Consider the following 14,139-nt stretch of genomic DNA (forward strand, 5'->3'; position numbering starts at 1 on the left):
GGTGTCGGGACCGGCGCCGGAGCGGCCGGTGTCGGGGTGCGCTCCCGTCGCGGTGTCCGGCGCGGCGGGTCAGGCGGTGTGGGCGTCGCCGGTGCAACCGATGGTCGTGCCGGTACGCGTGGTTTCGCCGTCGTCGTCGGCGGAGGTGTTCGCTGGCGGGTTGGTGAGCGGGGCGGCGTCGCCTGCGCGCGGTGCCGGGTGGTCGGGTCTGACGCCTGCCGTTGTGGGCGGTCCGGTGTGGCCGGTGGCACCGGCCGGCCCGGTGGCGCCGGTCGATCAGGATGCCGTCGGTGCCGGTGACAGGTCGCCGCCGGGGTCGGGGTCGGGGTCTGCGGTGGCCCGCCCGTCACCCACCTGCTCTGAACAGGTCTTCGATGTGGTGCCACTCGTGGTGGCGGCCGGCTTCCCGTCGGTGGGTGCGCGGCCTGGCTGACGTGGGCCGGGTCGGCGTGGGGGTTGGTCTGCTCCGGCAGGTCGACCTGCGGGCCGATCGGTGCCCGTGCCCGTCGGTAGGTGACGGCGGTGCGGGCCGATGCCTGTCCGTCTGTCGCGCGTGACCGGCCGTGCCGAACCCTGTGGGTTGTCCGGGGTGGGTGGCTGTCTGACGCGCATCTGAGATCGGAGAGACGTGGTGATCCACGTTGTTGTCGCCGAGGAGATGGGTTTGCTGCGCGGGGCGCTGAGCGCCGCGCTGTCGGGCGAGGAGGACATGGAGGTTGTCGCTGACGTGGAGGGTGTCGGCGATGTGGTGAAGGTGGTTCGGCGGTACCGCCCACAGGTGGTGGTGCTCGCGTTGACGCCGGATCTGCCTGATCCGGTGGAGGTGGTGACCCGGATTGGTGTGGAGGCGCCGGAGGTTGCCGTGTTGGCGATGAGTCCCCGGTGGAGTCCGGCGCTGGTGGAAGCGGCGTTGACGGCCGGTGCGCGTGGTCTGGTCGGCAAGGATGGTTCGCTGCCGGAGTTGGTGCGGGCGATCCGTACGGTTGCCGCCGGGGAGCGGGCGCTCGATCCGAGTGCGGCGGCGGCGGTGTTGTGGCCGGCGGAGAGTCCGTTGACGCCGCGGGAGATGGACGTGCTGCGGATGGCTGCCGAGGGTCTTCCGCTGAAGGAGATCGCCGTTCGTCTGCATCTGGCGCATGGGACGGTGCGTAATCATCTGTCGGCGATCCTTGCCAAGACCGGTGCGCGTAACCGGTTGGAGGCGGTGTGGCGCGCGCGGTGTGACGGCTGGTTGTAGCAGTTGGGGGGCGGGTTCGGTGGTGCGACCGGGCCCGCTCCCCCGCCGTGCGGATGCGTCGGATGCGTGTTTGAATGCTGACGATGGGTGATTATTGTGGGGGTGCACGGGAAGGTTCGTGATGATCCGTACCCTGCTCGCGTTGGACAGTGCCCTGGTGTTGGGGGCGCTGTCGTTCGTCCTTGCCGCCGAGGACGACATCCGGGTGGTGGCGGAGGTGGACCGGGGTGACGCGGTTCCCGAGGCGGTGCGGGATGGGCGTCCCGACGTGGTGGTGGCTGATCTGGATTTCGTCGAGGGCGTCGGGGCCAGCCGTCTGGGCCAGTGTCCGGTGCTGGTGTTGGCTGATCCGCGCAGGGCGGGGCGGTTGCGTGGGATGCGGTGCGGGACGCGGATGATCGGCATCCTGCGCAGTGATGTCGCTCCGCAGCGGGTGGTCGAGGGGATTCGTCTGCTGGCTCGACGGGAGCCGGTGCTCGACGCGGACCTTGTGGTCGCGGCGCTGCACGCGGACGGGCCGTTGACCGAGCGGGAGACGGAGGTGCTGGCGTTGACCGCGGACGGGGCGCCGGTGGCGGAGGTCGCGGTGTCGTTGGGGTTGACCAGTGGGACGGTTCGCAACCATCTCGGTCGGATCGCCCGCAAGGTTGGTGCGCGTACGCGGGTAGAGGCGGTGCGGGTGGCGCGTGAGGCGGGTTGGATCTGAGCGGTGTGGGTGGTGGGTTCACCCGCGTCGCGTTGGCGTGGGCAGGGGTGGTGTGGTGCGCTCCTGCCAGTGGCCGATGAGCAGCCGGTAGGTCGTGGAGTGTTCCAGCAGGTGCTCGTGGGTGCCGGCCTGGGGTTCGGTGCCGTCGAGGACGAGTAGTCGGTGGGCGCGGATCGCGGAGCTGATGCGGTGGGCGATGACGACCAGGGTGCCGGGTCGCCGGGCGAAGGCGTCTTCGACGGTTGCCTCCAGTGCCGGGTCCAGGTGGCAGGTGGCTTCGTCGAGGATCACCAGTGGGGCGGGTGCGAGCCAGGCGCGGACGGCGGCGATGAGTTGTCGCTCGCCGCTGGAGAGCTGGGCTGGTGTGATCGGCGCGGTCAGGCCGCCCAGTCGGGTGGCCAGGGGGCGTGCGCCGAGCGTGTCGATGGCGGTTTCCAGGGTGTGGTCGTCGGCGTCGGGCCGTAGGTAGCGCAGGTTGTCGGCGAGTCGGCCGGTGAAGATGTATGCCTCCTGCGGGACCAGTACCCGCCTGGTGGCGAGGATTGTTGGTTCGGTGCCGGTGACCGGGTGGCCGGCGAGGTGGACCGTGCCGGTCTGTGGCGGTAGCAGGCCGGCGAGGAGGGCGGCGAGGGTGGATTTGCCCGCGCCGCTGGGGCCCACGACGGCGAGGTGGTCGCCGGGGTTGAGGGTCAGCGAGAGGTTTTCCAGGACGGGTCGGGCGTGTGGGCCGTAGCGGAAGGTCAGGTTGCGGATCTCGGCGGCTGGGGTCGGGTTGGTGGTCGACCGGGGTGGGGTGTGGGATCTGGTCGGGTGGGTGGTGTCGGGTTCCGGGTAGGTGCGCAGGATGTTCTCCAGGGTCACCAGGTAGCGCAGTCCCCCGCCGCCGATGCCTTGGAGCAGGGTGTGCAGGGCTGGTTGCAGGCCGGTGGAGATGTAGATGAGCGCGCCCAGTACCGCGCCGGCGGTCAGGCCCCGTTCGACCAGCCAGGGTGTGGCGATCAGTAGGACGATCAGTGGGAGCCAGCCGCCGATGCCGAGGCTGAGGCTGCGGATCGCGGCCATCCGGGCGAGGGTGCGTTCCGCTGTGGCCTGTGCGGACACCTGCTGGTCCACGTCGGTGGTGACGCGTGTCTGGGCGCCGCAGGCGAGGACGTCGCGGTGCGCGGTCAGGGCGGTGGCGGCCGAGTGGCTGAGGTGTTCGCCGGTGCGGACGTAGGTGCGTTGGTGCGTGATCATGGCTGGTAGTGCGGCGAGGAACACGGCCAGGCCGGCGGCCAGTGGCGCGGCGGCCAGCGCCGCGACGACGGGTGCCAGGGCGAGGAGTCCGAGGAGGGCGGCGCCGGCGGCGAAGAGGAAGCCGCGGGTGACCATGAGCAGGCCGGCGAAGGTGTCGCGGACGATTTCCAGTTGGTGGGTCAGGCGGGCCAGGGCTGCGTTGTCCGGGTGTGCGCCGGGTCGGGTGGCGTCGTGCAGCGCTCCCCGGACCATGCGGGTGGCGAGTTCGTCGCGGAAGGGTTCGACAACGGCGCCGAGGCACCGGTATGTGCGGCCGGTGGCCGCTGCGCCGAGCAGTACGGCGGCGGCGAGGGCGCCCAGCCAGGCCAGGCCGGTGACGGGACGCCCGGCCAGGAATCCTTCGTCGACGGCGTGGGCGACCAGGTAGCCGGAGAGCAGTGCGGGTATCGCTTCGACGAGTGACCAGCCGGCGAGTCGGGTCAGGTCCCGTCGGCGTGCCAGTGCGGCCCGCCAGGTGACCTGTCGTACGCCGGGGTGGGTCACGGCGCGCTGCTTGTGGGTGTGAAGACGGCGCGGTATTCCGGGTCGGCCCAGAGTTGGTGGTGTGGCGCGAGGCCGCGTAGCCGGCCGGTGTGCAGCCAGGCGACGAGGTCCGCGGCTGCGGCGGTGGCGGGCCGGTGGGTGATCAGGAGTCGGGTGCGGTGGTCGGTTCGTCGGGTGGTTGCCTGGGTGATGCGGTGTTCGGTGGCGGTGTCCAGGTTGGAGGTGGCGTCGTCGAGGATGAGTAGTCGGTCGGCGGTGAAGGCGCGGGCCAGGCCGAGGCGTTGGGTTTCGCCGCCGGACAGTGGTGTGTGGGTCAGTGGGGTGCGGTAGCCGTCGGGGAGTCGTTCGACGACGTCGGCTATGGCCGCGGCGCGGGTGGCGGCGAGGACGGCCGGTGTGGCCGGGGCTGGTTCGGGTGGTGGTGTCGCCGACTCGGTCGGCAGTGCCAGGCCGATGGCGTCGTGGATGGTCGCGCCGATCAGGACGGGTCGGTCGAAGGCGTAGCCCACGGCGCGGCGCAGCGCGGCCGGGTCGAGGTGGCGCAGGGGTACGCCGTCGAGTCGTACGTCGCCGGTGTCGGGGTCGTGTAGTCGTCCGGCGATGGCGGCGAGGGTCGACTTGCCGGCGCCGGACGTGCCGACGACGGCGACGGTGGCGCCGGCTGGTACGTCCAGGTCGATGCGGTCCAGGATGGTGCGGCCGTCGTCGGTGTGCACGCTGACCGCGCGGAGTTGTAGTGTGCCGCCGCCGGGTGGCAGGGGTCGGGTGCCGGTGGGTGCGGCGGGTTGGGCGAGCACGTCGGCGATGCGGTGCGCGCCGGCGCGGCTGCGGACCAGGTGGTTCAGGGTGGCGAGTACGCCGCCGAGTCCGGCGCCGAGGGCGGCGTAGCGGACCGCGGCGACCAGTTGTCCTGGTGTGAGCCAGTTGACGGTCAGGGCGTATCCGCCGACGGCGATGACGCTGAGGTGCAGCAGCGGCGCGACGGCGGCGGTGCGGGCGCTTGCCGTGGCCAGGAGTGTCCATCCGCGGTGGCCGTACCGGTTCAGTGTGGGTAGGGCGGCGAGGACGTGTTCCTGTTCGCGGTGGGTGGTGGCGGCGGCGGCGATGGTGCGGGCGCCGTTGAGTGATTCCAGGAGTCGGCCGGCGATGCCGCCCAGGACCCGTTGGTAGTTCGCGGTCGCGGTCGAGGCGTCGGTGACGAAGGCTCGCATGAGGACGGTGAGGAGGCCCAGGCCGGCGAGGAGGGTGATCCCGAGGGTGGGGTGGATGATGGTGAGCGCGACGACGCTGCCCAGTGGTGGGAGAACTGCCACGGTCGCGAGGACGAGGGCGTTGCCGGCCTGTCCGGCGTCGGCGGCCTGGCTGACCAGCCGGCCGACGAGGTCGCCTACCGGGTGGCGGCGGGTGGCGCGGACGTCGAGGGTGAACAGGTGGCGTAGCAGGTGGCGGCGTAGCCCTGCGGTGGCGCGTGCCGCGCCGAGTCCGGTGGCCAGGTCGCTGAGGGTGTCGACGCAGATGAGGACGAGGACGAGCGCGCAGGCGGTCCACCAGCCGGAGCCGCCGGTGAGGGCGGTGTCGACGGCGTGGCCGAGGGCTGCGGGGAGCAGGAGTTCGGCGGTCGCGCCGAGCAGGGCGACCGCTGCGAGTGTGGCGGTCCAGCCGCCGCCGGCCAGGGCGGTGCGTCGGAGCAACCGGTCGCCCGTGGCGAACGCCGACATCGGTTCCCTCCCGGTGATGCGCGGTCGCCCTGGGTGGGTACGTCTACCCGCCCAGGGCAACCGTGCGCGATTGGATCAGTTGCAGGTCGTGACGGAGAGCGAGCTGTCGCCGCAGAGCAGCAGGCTCGCCCGGCTACCGCCACCCGTGCGGTCGGCCGGAGCCATCTCCAGGCCCTGGAGGTCCAGAAGCGCCATGTCGTGTCACCTCCCTTCGTTTCGTCGGTGGAGAAGGTGCCCTCGTTGTGGCGAGGGGGTCGGTGCGCCCGTGAGGGGCGTGAGGAACGGCAGCGTCGGTGGTGTGTCGTGCTGGGCGCAGGCCAGCGCGAGCAGCACGCCGGCGGTGCCGGTGCCGAGGTCCATGGACAGGCGCAGCAGCTGTTCGCCGGGGAAGGCGGTGCCGCCGGCGTACGGCAGCGCGTGCCAGGTCAGCCGGTCCAGTTGCGCGGTGAGGTCGCGGCGGTCGGTGTCGTCGGGTGAGGCGGCGAGGTAGGTGATGATGCCGGCGCGGCCGGCGAAGAGCCCGGACTGGGCGTAGAACGGTGAGCGTGCCGCGCGGCGGATGCCCGCGCTCGCCTCGGTGAACTGGTCGTCGGCGCGGTGGCGTAGGTACTGGTCGATGACCAGTCCGATGCCGACGCTGCCGTTGGCCAGGTAGGGCATGGTCCGCCAGCCTTCGTTGACCTCCAGTGCGCCGTCTGGGCGTACCACGCAGCGGCGCAGGTCCTGCCGTAGTGCGGTGGCGGCGTGCCGGAGCAGGGTGTCGTCGCCGGTCAGTTCGTGCAGTCGCAGGGCCATCAGCGCCGCGCCGGTGCGGCCGCGGAGCAGCCCGGCGTACGGGTGGCGTCCGCCGCTGATGTCGGGGCCGGGGTCGTCGGCGAGTTGGTCGATGACACGTTCGGCGGCCTGCCAGGCGGCGTCGCGCAGCGTCGTCTCGCCGGTGCGGGCGGCCAGTTCGGCGAGGTTGAGGGCGATCCCGGACAGTCCGCTGTGCAGGCTGTGGTCGAGCCCGTCGAGGGGTTCGCGGAGGCAGATGTCGAGGACGTCGAGGGCGTCCTGTCGGCGGCCGAGGTGTTCCAGGGCGTAGGCGACGCCGTGCAGGCCGTCGTAGAAGCCGCAGCGGGTGCCGGAGGGTGGTGCCGTTGCTCGCCGTACCAGCCATTGCTCGTGTTCGGGCTGTCGGCCGGCGCCGCTGGCGTGTAGGGCGTACAGGACGCCTGCCGCGCCGTGGGCGAGGTTGAGGCCGCCGGTGCGGAACTGTTCGATGTCGCCGGGGTGGAGCCGGTCGTCGCGTTCGGGTGTGGCGCTGGCGACGATGGCCGTGGTCAGTCGGTCCCGTGCGGTCGGCCAGTCGCCGAGGTGCCCGTCGGGGGCGGTGGTGGCCGGTGCGTCGCCGGTGATCTCTTGGACGGCCGGGTCGAGGAAGGACCGGGGCACCGGGAGGTTCGTGGCGATGATGTCGGCCAGGTGTGCCACTTTGGCGGGGGCGAGGCGGACCAGTTGGGTCAGCGGCAGGAACAGCGCCAGTCGCAGGCAGGCCAGGGCGTAGCGGTCCACCGCAGGTCCGGTGCGGTCGCGTGGGGCCGCGAAGCCCTGGTTGCGCAGCCCGGGGCGGCGGTGTCCGGCGATCGGCGCGGCGACCTCGAAGTCGACGAGGGCGACCTGGTCGTCGGGGCGGATCATGATGTTGAACAGGTGCAGGTCGCCGTAGACCAGGCCGCGGTCGTGGATCGCCGTGATGAGCGCGTCGACCTGTTCGTAGACGTGTTGGGCCCAGCGGGTGTACGCCGTGCGGTCGTCGGGCGTCGCGTCGGCGTCGATGAGGGGGTACCTGTCGACGAGCGCCTTGTTCAGCGGTCGGCCCTCGATGAATTCGAGCGCGAGGAAGTGGTGCTCGCCGAGGGTGAACTCGTCGTGTACGCGCGGGACCTGCGGTAGGTCGGCGAGTTGCCGTAGGGCCGTGGCCTCGCGGGCCAGCCGGGCGACGGCGTCGGTGCCGTCGGCGTCCAGGCCGGCGTGCGGCCGGGCTTCCTTGAGGACCACCTGGGTGTCGGTGCGCAGGTCGCGGCCGACGTACAGTCCGCCGCCGTTGGAGAAGTGGATGACCCGCTCGATGCGGTAGGGCACCTCGTTGGTGTTGGTGTCGTTGCGGGCGGCCAGGTGGGGGCCGAGGAAGTCGGGCAGGGTGACCCAGGCCGGCAGGTGGAACACGGGTTCGCGGCGGTCGGGCACGAGCGTGCCGGAGTCGTCCTCGATCGCCGGCACGACCTGGCCGTCCGGGGAGTGGCAGTAGCGGGCGGCGAAGCCCCCGTAGCGCACGTGGACCGGTCCGGTTCCGTAGCGCAGGTCGCTGAGGACGTACGGTCCGGGCTCGCCGGCCAGCAGTTCGTCGAGTTCCTTGCAGGTCAGCTCCAGCTCCGCGTCGTCGCGTGGGTAGACCGTGACGAACTTGCCGCTGGCGGCTCGGGCGGCGTACTTGGAGTTACGCAGCAGCAGGGTGCGGGGTCCGCGCAGGAACTTGAAGGACAGACCTCGGGGTACGCAGTAGTCGAAGACGGTGTCGAGTATCCGCTCGGCGTTGGCCAGCGTGGCCGAGATGTGGATCTTCCAGCCCTGTTGGGGCAGTGAGCCGCCGTCCGGGCCGTAGATCAGCCAGTCGTCGAGCGGCTCGCGGCGCCATCCGTGCGGCACCGGCCGATCGGCGGCCGGGAAGACGGGTTGCGCGACGGCGGCGCCGAGCGAGTCGTAGAACAGTCGATCAGCGGCGCAGTAGCTGTCGTAGCGCTCGTCCACCGTCCCGCCTCCCGTCTCGAACCTGGCCGGCTGTCGTGCCGGCGCTCTGGATCGAGTCTCGTGGACGGGACGGGGCGCCCCACAGTGCAGTTAGTCATGAGGTTCGATGCGTGGTGCACAGGTGTTCATGACAAAAGTCAGGGTCTGCTGCCGGGTCGGTCGCTTACGTGCGGGTTCGCCGCAGCCAGTCCTGGGCGTGTGCGCGCAGCAGGGCCGGTTGTTCGAAGGGCAGGTAGTGGCCGGCCTGGTCGATGGTGGTGTAGGTGCCACGGGGGTAGCGGCGCATGGCGTGGAACTGGTCGGCGTACCCGACGACGCCGTCCTGTCGGCCGGTGAGCACGGTGACGGGCCCGTGGAAGGGTGTGTCGACGTGCTCGTCCGGGAGCGCGTACCCGGGGCCGCTCCGCAGCGTCCGTTGGAAGGTGTCGTCGCCGGGGCCGCCGGCGGCGAGGGCGGCGAGCACCGTGCTGACGACGGCCGGGGTGCGGTGGCCCAGCGCGGCGTCGAGGTGCGCGCGAAGGTCGGTGGGGGCCTCGTCGAGCCAGCCGGCGGGTCCCGGTGTCGGGCGCTCCTCGGGCAGGGTGCGGCTGCTCGGCGCGATGGTGATACCGGGGCAGACGAGGAGCAGGCCGCGGACGAGTTCGGGTCGTTGGCGGGCGATCCCGGCGGCGAGGTACGCCCCGTAGGAGGCGCCGGCCAGGAGGACGGGCGCGTCGACGTGGTCGTCGAGCCACGCGCACACCCCGTCCAGCACCGCCTGGGAGGTGGCCGGGCAGGTTGCGGGGGTGTCTCCGTGGCCGGGCAGGTCGAGGTACGTCTCGTGCAGGTCGGCGTCGGCGAAGGCGGGTGCCAGGGCGGCGGCCGTGGCGACGCGGGTCATGCTGAACATCGGCAGGCAGATGATCTTCGGCCCGGTTCCCGCTGACTGGTCGAATGTGAGGCGCATTGTCGAATTCTGCATCGGGTGGTGGAGCGGGGGGGTCCCGGTGAGCGCAGTCGTTGTGGCTGACCTTACGTGCGTCGCCCGCCGGGAATTCCGCGGGTGGGTCGCGCCGTTCTCCGTTCGGAAGATCAGAATCAGATGATCGAATGGAAGTGCCATGCACATGCGCTCAGACGCGGTGGTGCTGTTCGGCGTTACCGGAGACCTCGTCTCGAAGAAGCTGTTCCCGGCGCTGTACGAGTTGACCCGTCGCGACCGCCTGAATGTCCCGGTGATCGGCGTGGCCCGCTCCCCCTGGGATGACCAGCAGCTCGTCACCATGGCCCGCAAGTCGGTGCTGGAGGCCAACGACGAGATCGACGAGGAGACCTTCGACGGGCTGGCGGCCAACCTTTCGATGATCTCCGGCGACTACGCCGACCCGACGACGTACGAGCGTCTGGCCGAGCGTCTGCGCGACGCCGAGCGGCCCGTCTTCTACCTGGCGATTCCTCCGGCGGTGTTTGGGTCCGTCGTCGAGGGCCTCGCGGCGGTCGGGTTGGCCGACCGGGGCCGGGTGATCGTGGAGAAGCCATTCGGGCGTGACCTGGAGTCGTCGCGTGAGCTGGATCGCACGCTGCGGGCGGCGTTCGACAGCGAGCGGGTGTTCCGCATCGACCATTACCTGGGCAAGGAGGCCGTCGAGGGTCTTTACGCCTTCCGGTTCGCCAACCGGTTGTTCGAGCCGTTGTGGAACAACGAGCACATCGACAACATCCAGGTGACCCTCGCGGAGGCTTTCGGTACGCAGGGTCGGGCCGGGTTCTACGACACGGTGGGCGCCACCCGGGACGTGTTGCAGAACCACATCCTGCAGGTCGTCGCGTTGATCGCGATGGAGGCGCCCGCCAGTGACGACACGACGGCGTTCCGGGAGGCGGAGGCTGCGGTGCTGCGGCAGATCGCGCCGCTGTCGCCGGAGTCCACGGTGCGGGGGCAGTACGCCGGCTACCGCGACGAGCCGGGTGTCGCCGCCGACTCCAACACCGAGACGTTCGTGGCGACCCGATTGACCGTCGACTCCCCCCGCTGGGCGGGTGTGCCGTTCTACCTGCGCACCGGTAAGTCCCTGCCGGGGACGGCGACGGAGGTCGTGGTCGAGTTCAAGCAACCGCAGCGGTCGCTGATCCCGGCGGAGCGGGGCACGGTGACCGCCGCGAACCTGTTGCGGTTCCGCCTCGGGCGTGGCGACGGCATCACGATGTCGATCCAGGCGAAGAGCCCGGGCGCCGAGGTCGCGAGTCGTCCGGTGGACCTGTCCGTCGACTTCGGGTCGGCGCTCGGTCGCCGCCAGGAGGCGTACGAGCGGTTGCTCGACGACGCGATGGACGGGCAGCACCTGCGGTTCGCCCGCGCGGAGACGATCGAGCAGGAGTGGCGCATCGTCGCGCCGATCCTGGACCTGCCGGCACCGGTGCGGTCGTACGACAAGGGCACCTGGGGTCCGGCGGACGCCGAGGCCCTCGCCGGCGGCTGGCACGCCCCGGACCTGCGGTAGTGGCGCTGCTCACGGCGCCGGCGTTGCCGGCGTCGGAGCGCGCCGCGCCCTGGCAGGGTGTGCCGAATGGCAACTGATGAGACGGTGGGCGCGCTCGCCGAACTGGCCGAGGCCGAGTTCATGTTCCGGTACGAGTCGGGTGCGTCGGCCGACGTCCGGGACGCGCTCGGGATCCGGACGGCCAGGATGGGCGGCGGGGTGGTGCTGTCGATGCGACACGACCCGACCGGCTACTGGTCCAAGGCGCTCGGGTTCGGCGTCGACGAGCCGGTGACCGGCGAGTTGATCGCCCAGGTGTGCGACGTCTACCGCGCCGAGGGCACGCCCAGCGCGGTCATTCAGATCGCCCCGGACCGGCTGCCGGCGGACTGGGACGAGATCTGCGCGCGGGAGAACATCACGGCGGGCGGTGTGTGGGTCAAGCTCGCTGGTGAGATCGACGCCCTGAAGCCCGGTGGCACCGACCTGCGGGTCGGTCCGGTCCCGGACGAGTCGGTGCACGAGTGGGCGTCGGTGGTGCTGCGGTGTTTCGGGATGCCCGAGGAACACCTGGGGCCGATGCTGGCCGAGAGCGTCCGCGACCCCGGCTTCCGTCCGTTCGCCGCGTGGGACGGTGCGGAGATGGTGGCCGCCGCGAACCTGTTCGTGCACGGCGAGGTCGGTTCGCTCAACACCGGTGCCACGCTGCCGACGCATCGGGGTCGGGGCGCGCAGTCGGGCCTGCTGGCGGCCCGGGTGGCCGCGGCTGCGGCGGCCGGTTGCCGGTGGGTCACCGCCGAGACGGGCCGGCCCGCGCCGGGTTCGTCGAATCCGTCGCTGGACAACATGCGCCGGCTGGGCATGAGCCCGCTGTACGAGCGGCGTAACTGGGTGTGGCAGGCGTAGCCCGGGGGCTGACAGGCGGCGTGGCTGAGTGACCGCTCAGCTCACGGTATCGACCACCCGGCGCTGCCGAGGTTTGCCGCCGGTGTGTGCGGGGGGCACGTTGTGGGGACGTCTCGTCCTCATCGGAGAGGAAGCAGCGCATGCTTTCCGCACTCGATCGTCGGCACACCATCGCGCCGCCCGGCTACAGCCGGTGGCTCATCCCCCCGGCGGCGTTGGCCATCCACCTCTGCATCGGCCAGGTCTACGCGACAAGCGTCTACAAGAACTCGCTGATCGCCCACTTCGACACCAGTCAGACCGCGATCGGGGTGATCTTCAGCATCGCGATCGTGATGCTGGGGTTGTCCGCCGCGGTCGCCGGGACCTGGGTGGAGGCGAACGGGCCGCGTAAGGCGATGTTCGTCTCGGCCTGCTTCTGGGCGACGGGCTTCCTGGTGGGTTCGGTGGGCATCGCCACGAAGCAACTGTGGTTGCTGTATCTGGGCTACGGCCTGCTCGGCGGCATCGGTCTGGGGATCGGTTACATCTCCCCGGTCTCCACGTTGATCAAGTGGTTCCCGGACCGGCCGGGCCTGGCCACCGGTCTGGCGATCATGGGATTCGGTGGTGGGGCGATGGTCGCCTCTCCCCTGTCCCGGCAGCTCCTGTCGTTCTACGACCCCGGCTACGACCCGGCCAACGCCGGGTCGACGGCGTCGGGCAGCGCCCTGGTCTGGTTGTTCGTGACGCTCGGCCTCGGCTACTTCGTGATCATGATGTTCGGGGTGGCGAACGTGCGGGTGCCGGCCGAGGATTGGCGGCCGGAGGGCTTCGACCCTGCCAGCGTGGCGGCGAAACCGCTGGTCACCACGGCGAACGTGTCGGCGGCGAACGCGGTGAGGACCCGCTCGTTCTGGCTGCTGTGGGTGGTGCTGTTCTGCAACGTCACCGCCGGAATCGGCATCCTGGAGCAGGCCAGCCCGATGATCCAGGACTTCTTCCGGGACAACGGCACGTCCGCGGTGACCGTCGCGGCGGCCGGCGGGTTCGTGGGCCTGTTGTCGCTGTTCAACATGGCCGGCCGGTTCGTGTGGTCGTCCACGTCGGACGTCATCGGCCGCAAACCGATCTACCTGGTGTACCTGGGTGTCGGCATGGTGCTGTACGCGCTGCTGGCCCTCGTGGGGCAGACCGCCACGGCGTTGTTCGTGCTGTTGGCCTGCGTGATCCTGTCGTTCTACGGCGGTGGGTTCGCGACCGTGCCGGCGTACCTGCGCGACCTGTTCGGCACCTTCCAGGTCGGCGCGATCCACGGTCGGTTGCTGACCGCGTGGTCGGCGGCGGGAATCGCCGGTCCGCTGATCGTCAACGGGTTCCTCGACGCGCAGGGCAAGCCGGGCACGTTGACCGCGGCGGCGTACCGGCCGGCGTTGTTCACCATGGTGGGGGTCCTCGCGGTGGGCTTCGTGGCGAACCTGCTGGTGCGGCCGGTGCCGCAGCGCTACCACGAGCCGGCGGGGAATGTGGACGAGCCGAAGACCGAGCAGAGGAGTGGGACGCGATGAGCGACGACAGCCGTAACGGGCAGCAGGCCCGGTTGTGGATCTCCTGGCTGGTGGTGGCGGTGCTGCTCGGCTACGGGGTGGCGCAGACCGTCATCACGGCGGCGAAGCTGTTCACCCACTGAGAGCGGTGAGCCGGGGCGCGCGGCGTCCCGGCTCACAGGCCGCCGGACACCCGCAGGACCGTGCCGGTGGCGTAGGAGGCGTCCGGGCCGAGCAGCCAGGCGATGGCGGCGGCGATCTCGTCGGGTTCGCCGGCACGGCCCAGCGGGATGCGGCCGACAGCCGAGTCGGGGCGGTCGGGCACGCCCGAGTCGGCGTGGATGTCGGTGCGCACAATGCCGGGCGCGACGGCGTTGACCCGGATGCCCTTCGGGGCGAGTTCCTTGGCCAGACCCACGGTGAGGGTGTCGGTGGCGGCCTTCACCGCGGCGTAGTGCACGTACTCCCCCGGGCTGCCGAGGGTCGCGGCGGCCGAGGAGACGTTGACAATCGCGCCGCCGTCGGTCAGCCGCCGGGCGGCCTGCTGCGCGCAGAGGACGTAGCCGACGAGGTTGACGTCGACGACCCGGCGCAGGTCCTCGACGCGCAGCTCGGTGAAGGGTCCGATGAGGCTGGTGACACCGGCGTTGTTGACCAGGCCGGTGAGCGGGCCGAGCTGTGCTGCGGCGTCGAACAGCTCGGCGACCTGGTCGGGGTCGGTGGTGTCGGCGCGTACCGCGATGGCGTTCGCTCCGGTCGCGTGCAGGTCGGCCAGGACGGTCGCGGCGGCGGCCTCGTCGCGGCGGTAGCACAGGGCGACGTGGTGACCGGCGGCGGCGAGGCGGCGGGCGGTGGCCGCGCCGATGCCGCGACCGCCGCCGGTGATGACGGTGACGGGTGCCACGGTGCCTCCAGGGCTGTCGGAGCAGGATGCGCCGACGCTACCGTGACCGGCGCGGTCCGGTCGTCGAGAGGAGGGTCACATGCAGCGCGCGTTGGTGCTCGGCGGTGGCGGGGT

The 14,139-nt window shown here is 71.4% G+C and carries 12 protein-coding genes; 6 read left to right on the top strand and 6 right to left on the bottom strand.

The window, feature by feature from the left end:
- The first annotated feature begins 631 nt into the window (after positions 1-631).
- A complete protein-coding gene (locus tag ACWCO3_RS20485) occupies positions 632-1,237 on the top strand; it encodes a response regulator transcription factor (protein ID WP_450011479.1) in 606 nt (201 codons plus the stop codon).
- A 121-nt stretch (positions 1,238-1,358) separates the two neighbouring features.
- Complete coding sequence (locus ACWCO3_RS20490; RefSeq protein WP_450011480.1) at positions 1,359-1,943, top strand: response regulator transcription factor; 585 nt, start codon at positions 1,359-1,361, stop codon at positions 1,941-1,943.
- Between the two features lie 18 nt (positions 1,944-1,961).
- Here the strand turns inward: ACWCO3_RS20490 and ACWCO3_RS20495 are convergent, their stop codons facing one another.
- The 5 genes from ACWCO3_RS20495 to ACWCO3_RS20515 form a co-directional block, all read right to left on the bottom strand.
- Positions 1,962-3,722: an ATP-binding cassette domain-containing protein gene (locus ACWCO3_RS20495; protein WP_450011482.1), complete on the bottom strand. Its 1,761-nt coding sequence runs from the start codon at positions 3,720-3,722 to the stop codon at positions 1,962-1,964.
- Positions 3,719-5,440 (bottom strand): ATP-binding cassette domain-containing protein, encoded by a 1,722-nt coding sequence (locus ACWCO3_RS20500; protein WP_450011483.1) that lies wholly within the window; start codon positions 5,438-5,440, stop codon positions 3,719-3,721. The genes ACWCO3_RS20495 and ACWCO3_RS20500 overlap by 4 nt, the downstream gene beginning before the upstream one ends.
- Positions 5,441-5,515: 75 nt before the next feature.
- Entirely contained in the window at positions 5,516-5,635 is a 120-nt protein-coding gene (locus ACWCO3_RS20505; protein WP_013734295.1) for a SapB/AmfS family lanthipeptide, read from the bottom strand.
- Positions 5,636-5,641: 6 nt separating this feature from the next.
- Positions 5,642-8,230 carry a class III lanthionine synthetase LanKC gene (lanKC, locus tag ACWCO3_RS20510; RefSeq protein ID WP_450011485.1) on the bottom strand — a complete coding sequence of 863 codons (2,589 nt, stop codon included), beginning with the start codon at positions 8,228-8,230 and terminating at the stop codon, positions 5,642-5,644.
- A gap of 163 nt (positions 8,231-8,393) precedes the next feature.
- The gene (locus tag ACWCO3_RS20515; RefSeq protein WP_450011487.1) at positions 8,394-9,176 is read right to left on the bottom strand and encodes an alpha/beta fold hydrolase; all 783 of its coding nucleotides are present in this window, start codon (positions 9,174-9,176) and stop codon (positions 8,394-8,396) included.
- A 154-nt stretch (positions 9,177-9,330) separates the two neighbouring features.
- Here ACWCO3_RS20515 and zwf point away from each other — a divergent pair, with 154 nt between their 5' ends.
- From zwf to ACWCO3_RS20535, 4 genes are all read left to right on the top strand, one after another.
- The gene (gene zwf / locus ACWCO3_RS20520) at positions 9,331-10,710 is read left to right on the top strand and encodes a glucose-6-phosphate dehydrogenase (RefSeq protein WP_450011489.1); all 1,380 of its coding nucleotides are present in this window, start codon (positions 9,331-9,333) and stop codon (positions 10,708-10,710) included.
- A gap of 66 nt (positions 10,711-10,776) precedes the next feature.
- A complete protein-coding gene (locus ACWCO3_RS20525; protein WP_450011491.1) occupies positions 10,777-11,595 on the top strand; it encodes a hypothetical protein in 819 nt (272 codons plus the stop codon).
- Between the two features lie 140 nt (positions 11,596-11,735).
- Positions 11,736-13,142 carry an OFA family MFS transporter gene (locus ACWCO3_RS20530; protein WP_450011493.1) on the top strand — a complete coding sequence of 469 codons (1,407 nt, stop codon included), beginning with the start codon at positions 11,736-11,738 and terminating at the stop codon, positions 13,140-13,142.
- Entirely contained in the window at positions 13,139-13,264 is a 126-nt protein-coding gene (locus tag ACWCO3_RS20535) for an MFS transporter small subunit (RefSeq protein ID WP_269678893.1), read from the top strand. The genes ACWCO3_RS20530 and ACWCO3_RS20535 overlap by 4 nt, the downstream gene beginning before the upstream one ends.
- Positions 13,265-13,296: 32 nt before the next feature.
- On the opposite strand, the gene ACWCO3_RS20540 is transcribed toward ACWCO3_RS20535, so the two are convergent.
- Positions 13,297-14,025 carry an SDR family NAD(P)-dependent oxidoreductase gene (locus ACWCO3_RS20540; protein ID WP_357845017.1) on the bottom strand — a complete coding sequence of 243 codons (729 nt, stop codon included), beginning with the start codon at positions 14,023-14,025 and terminating at the stop codon, positions 13,297-13,299.
- Positions 14,026-14,139 lie beyond the last annotated feature (114 nt).

This window comes from Micromonospora sp. NPDC002411 (genome assembly GCF_053592955.1).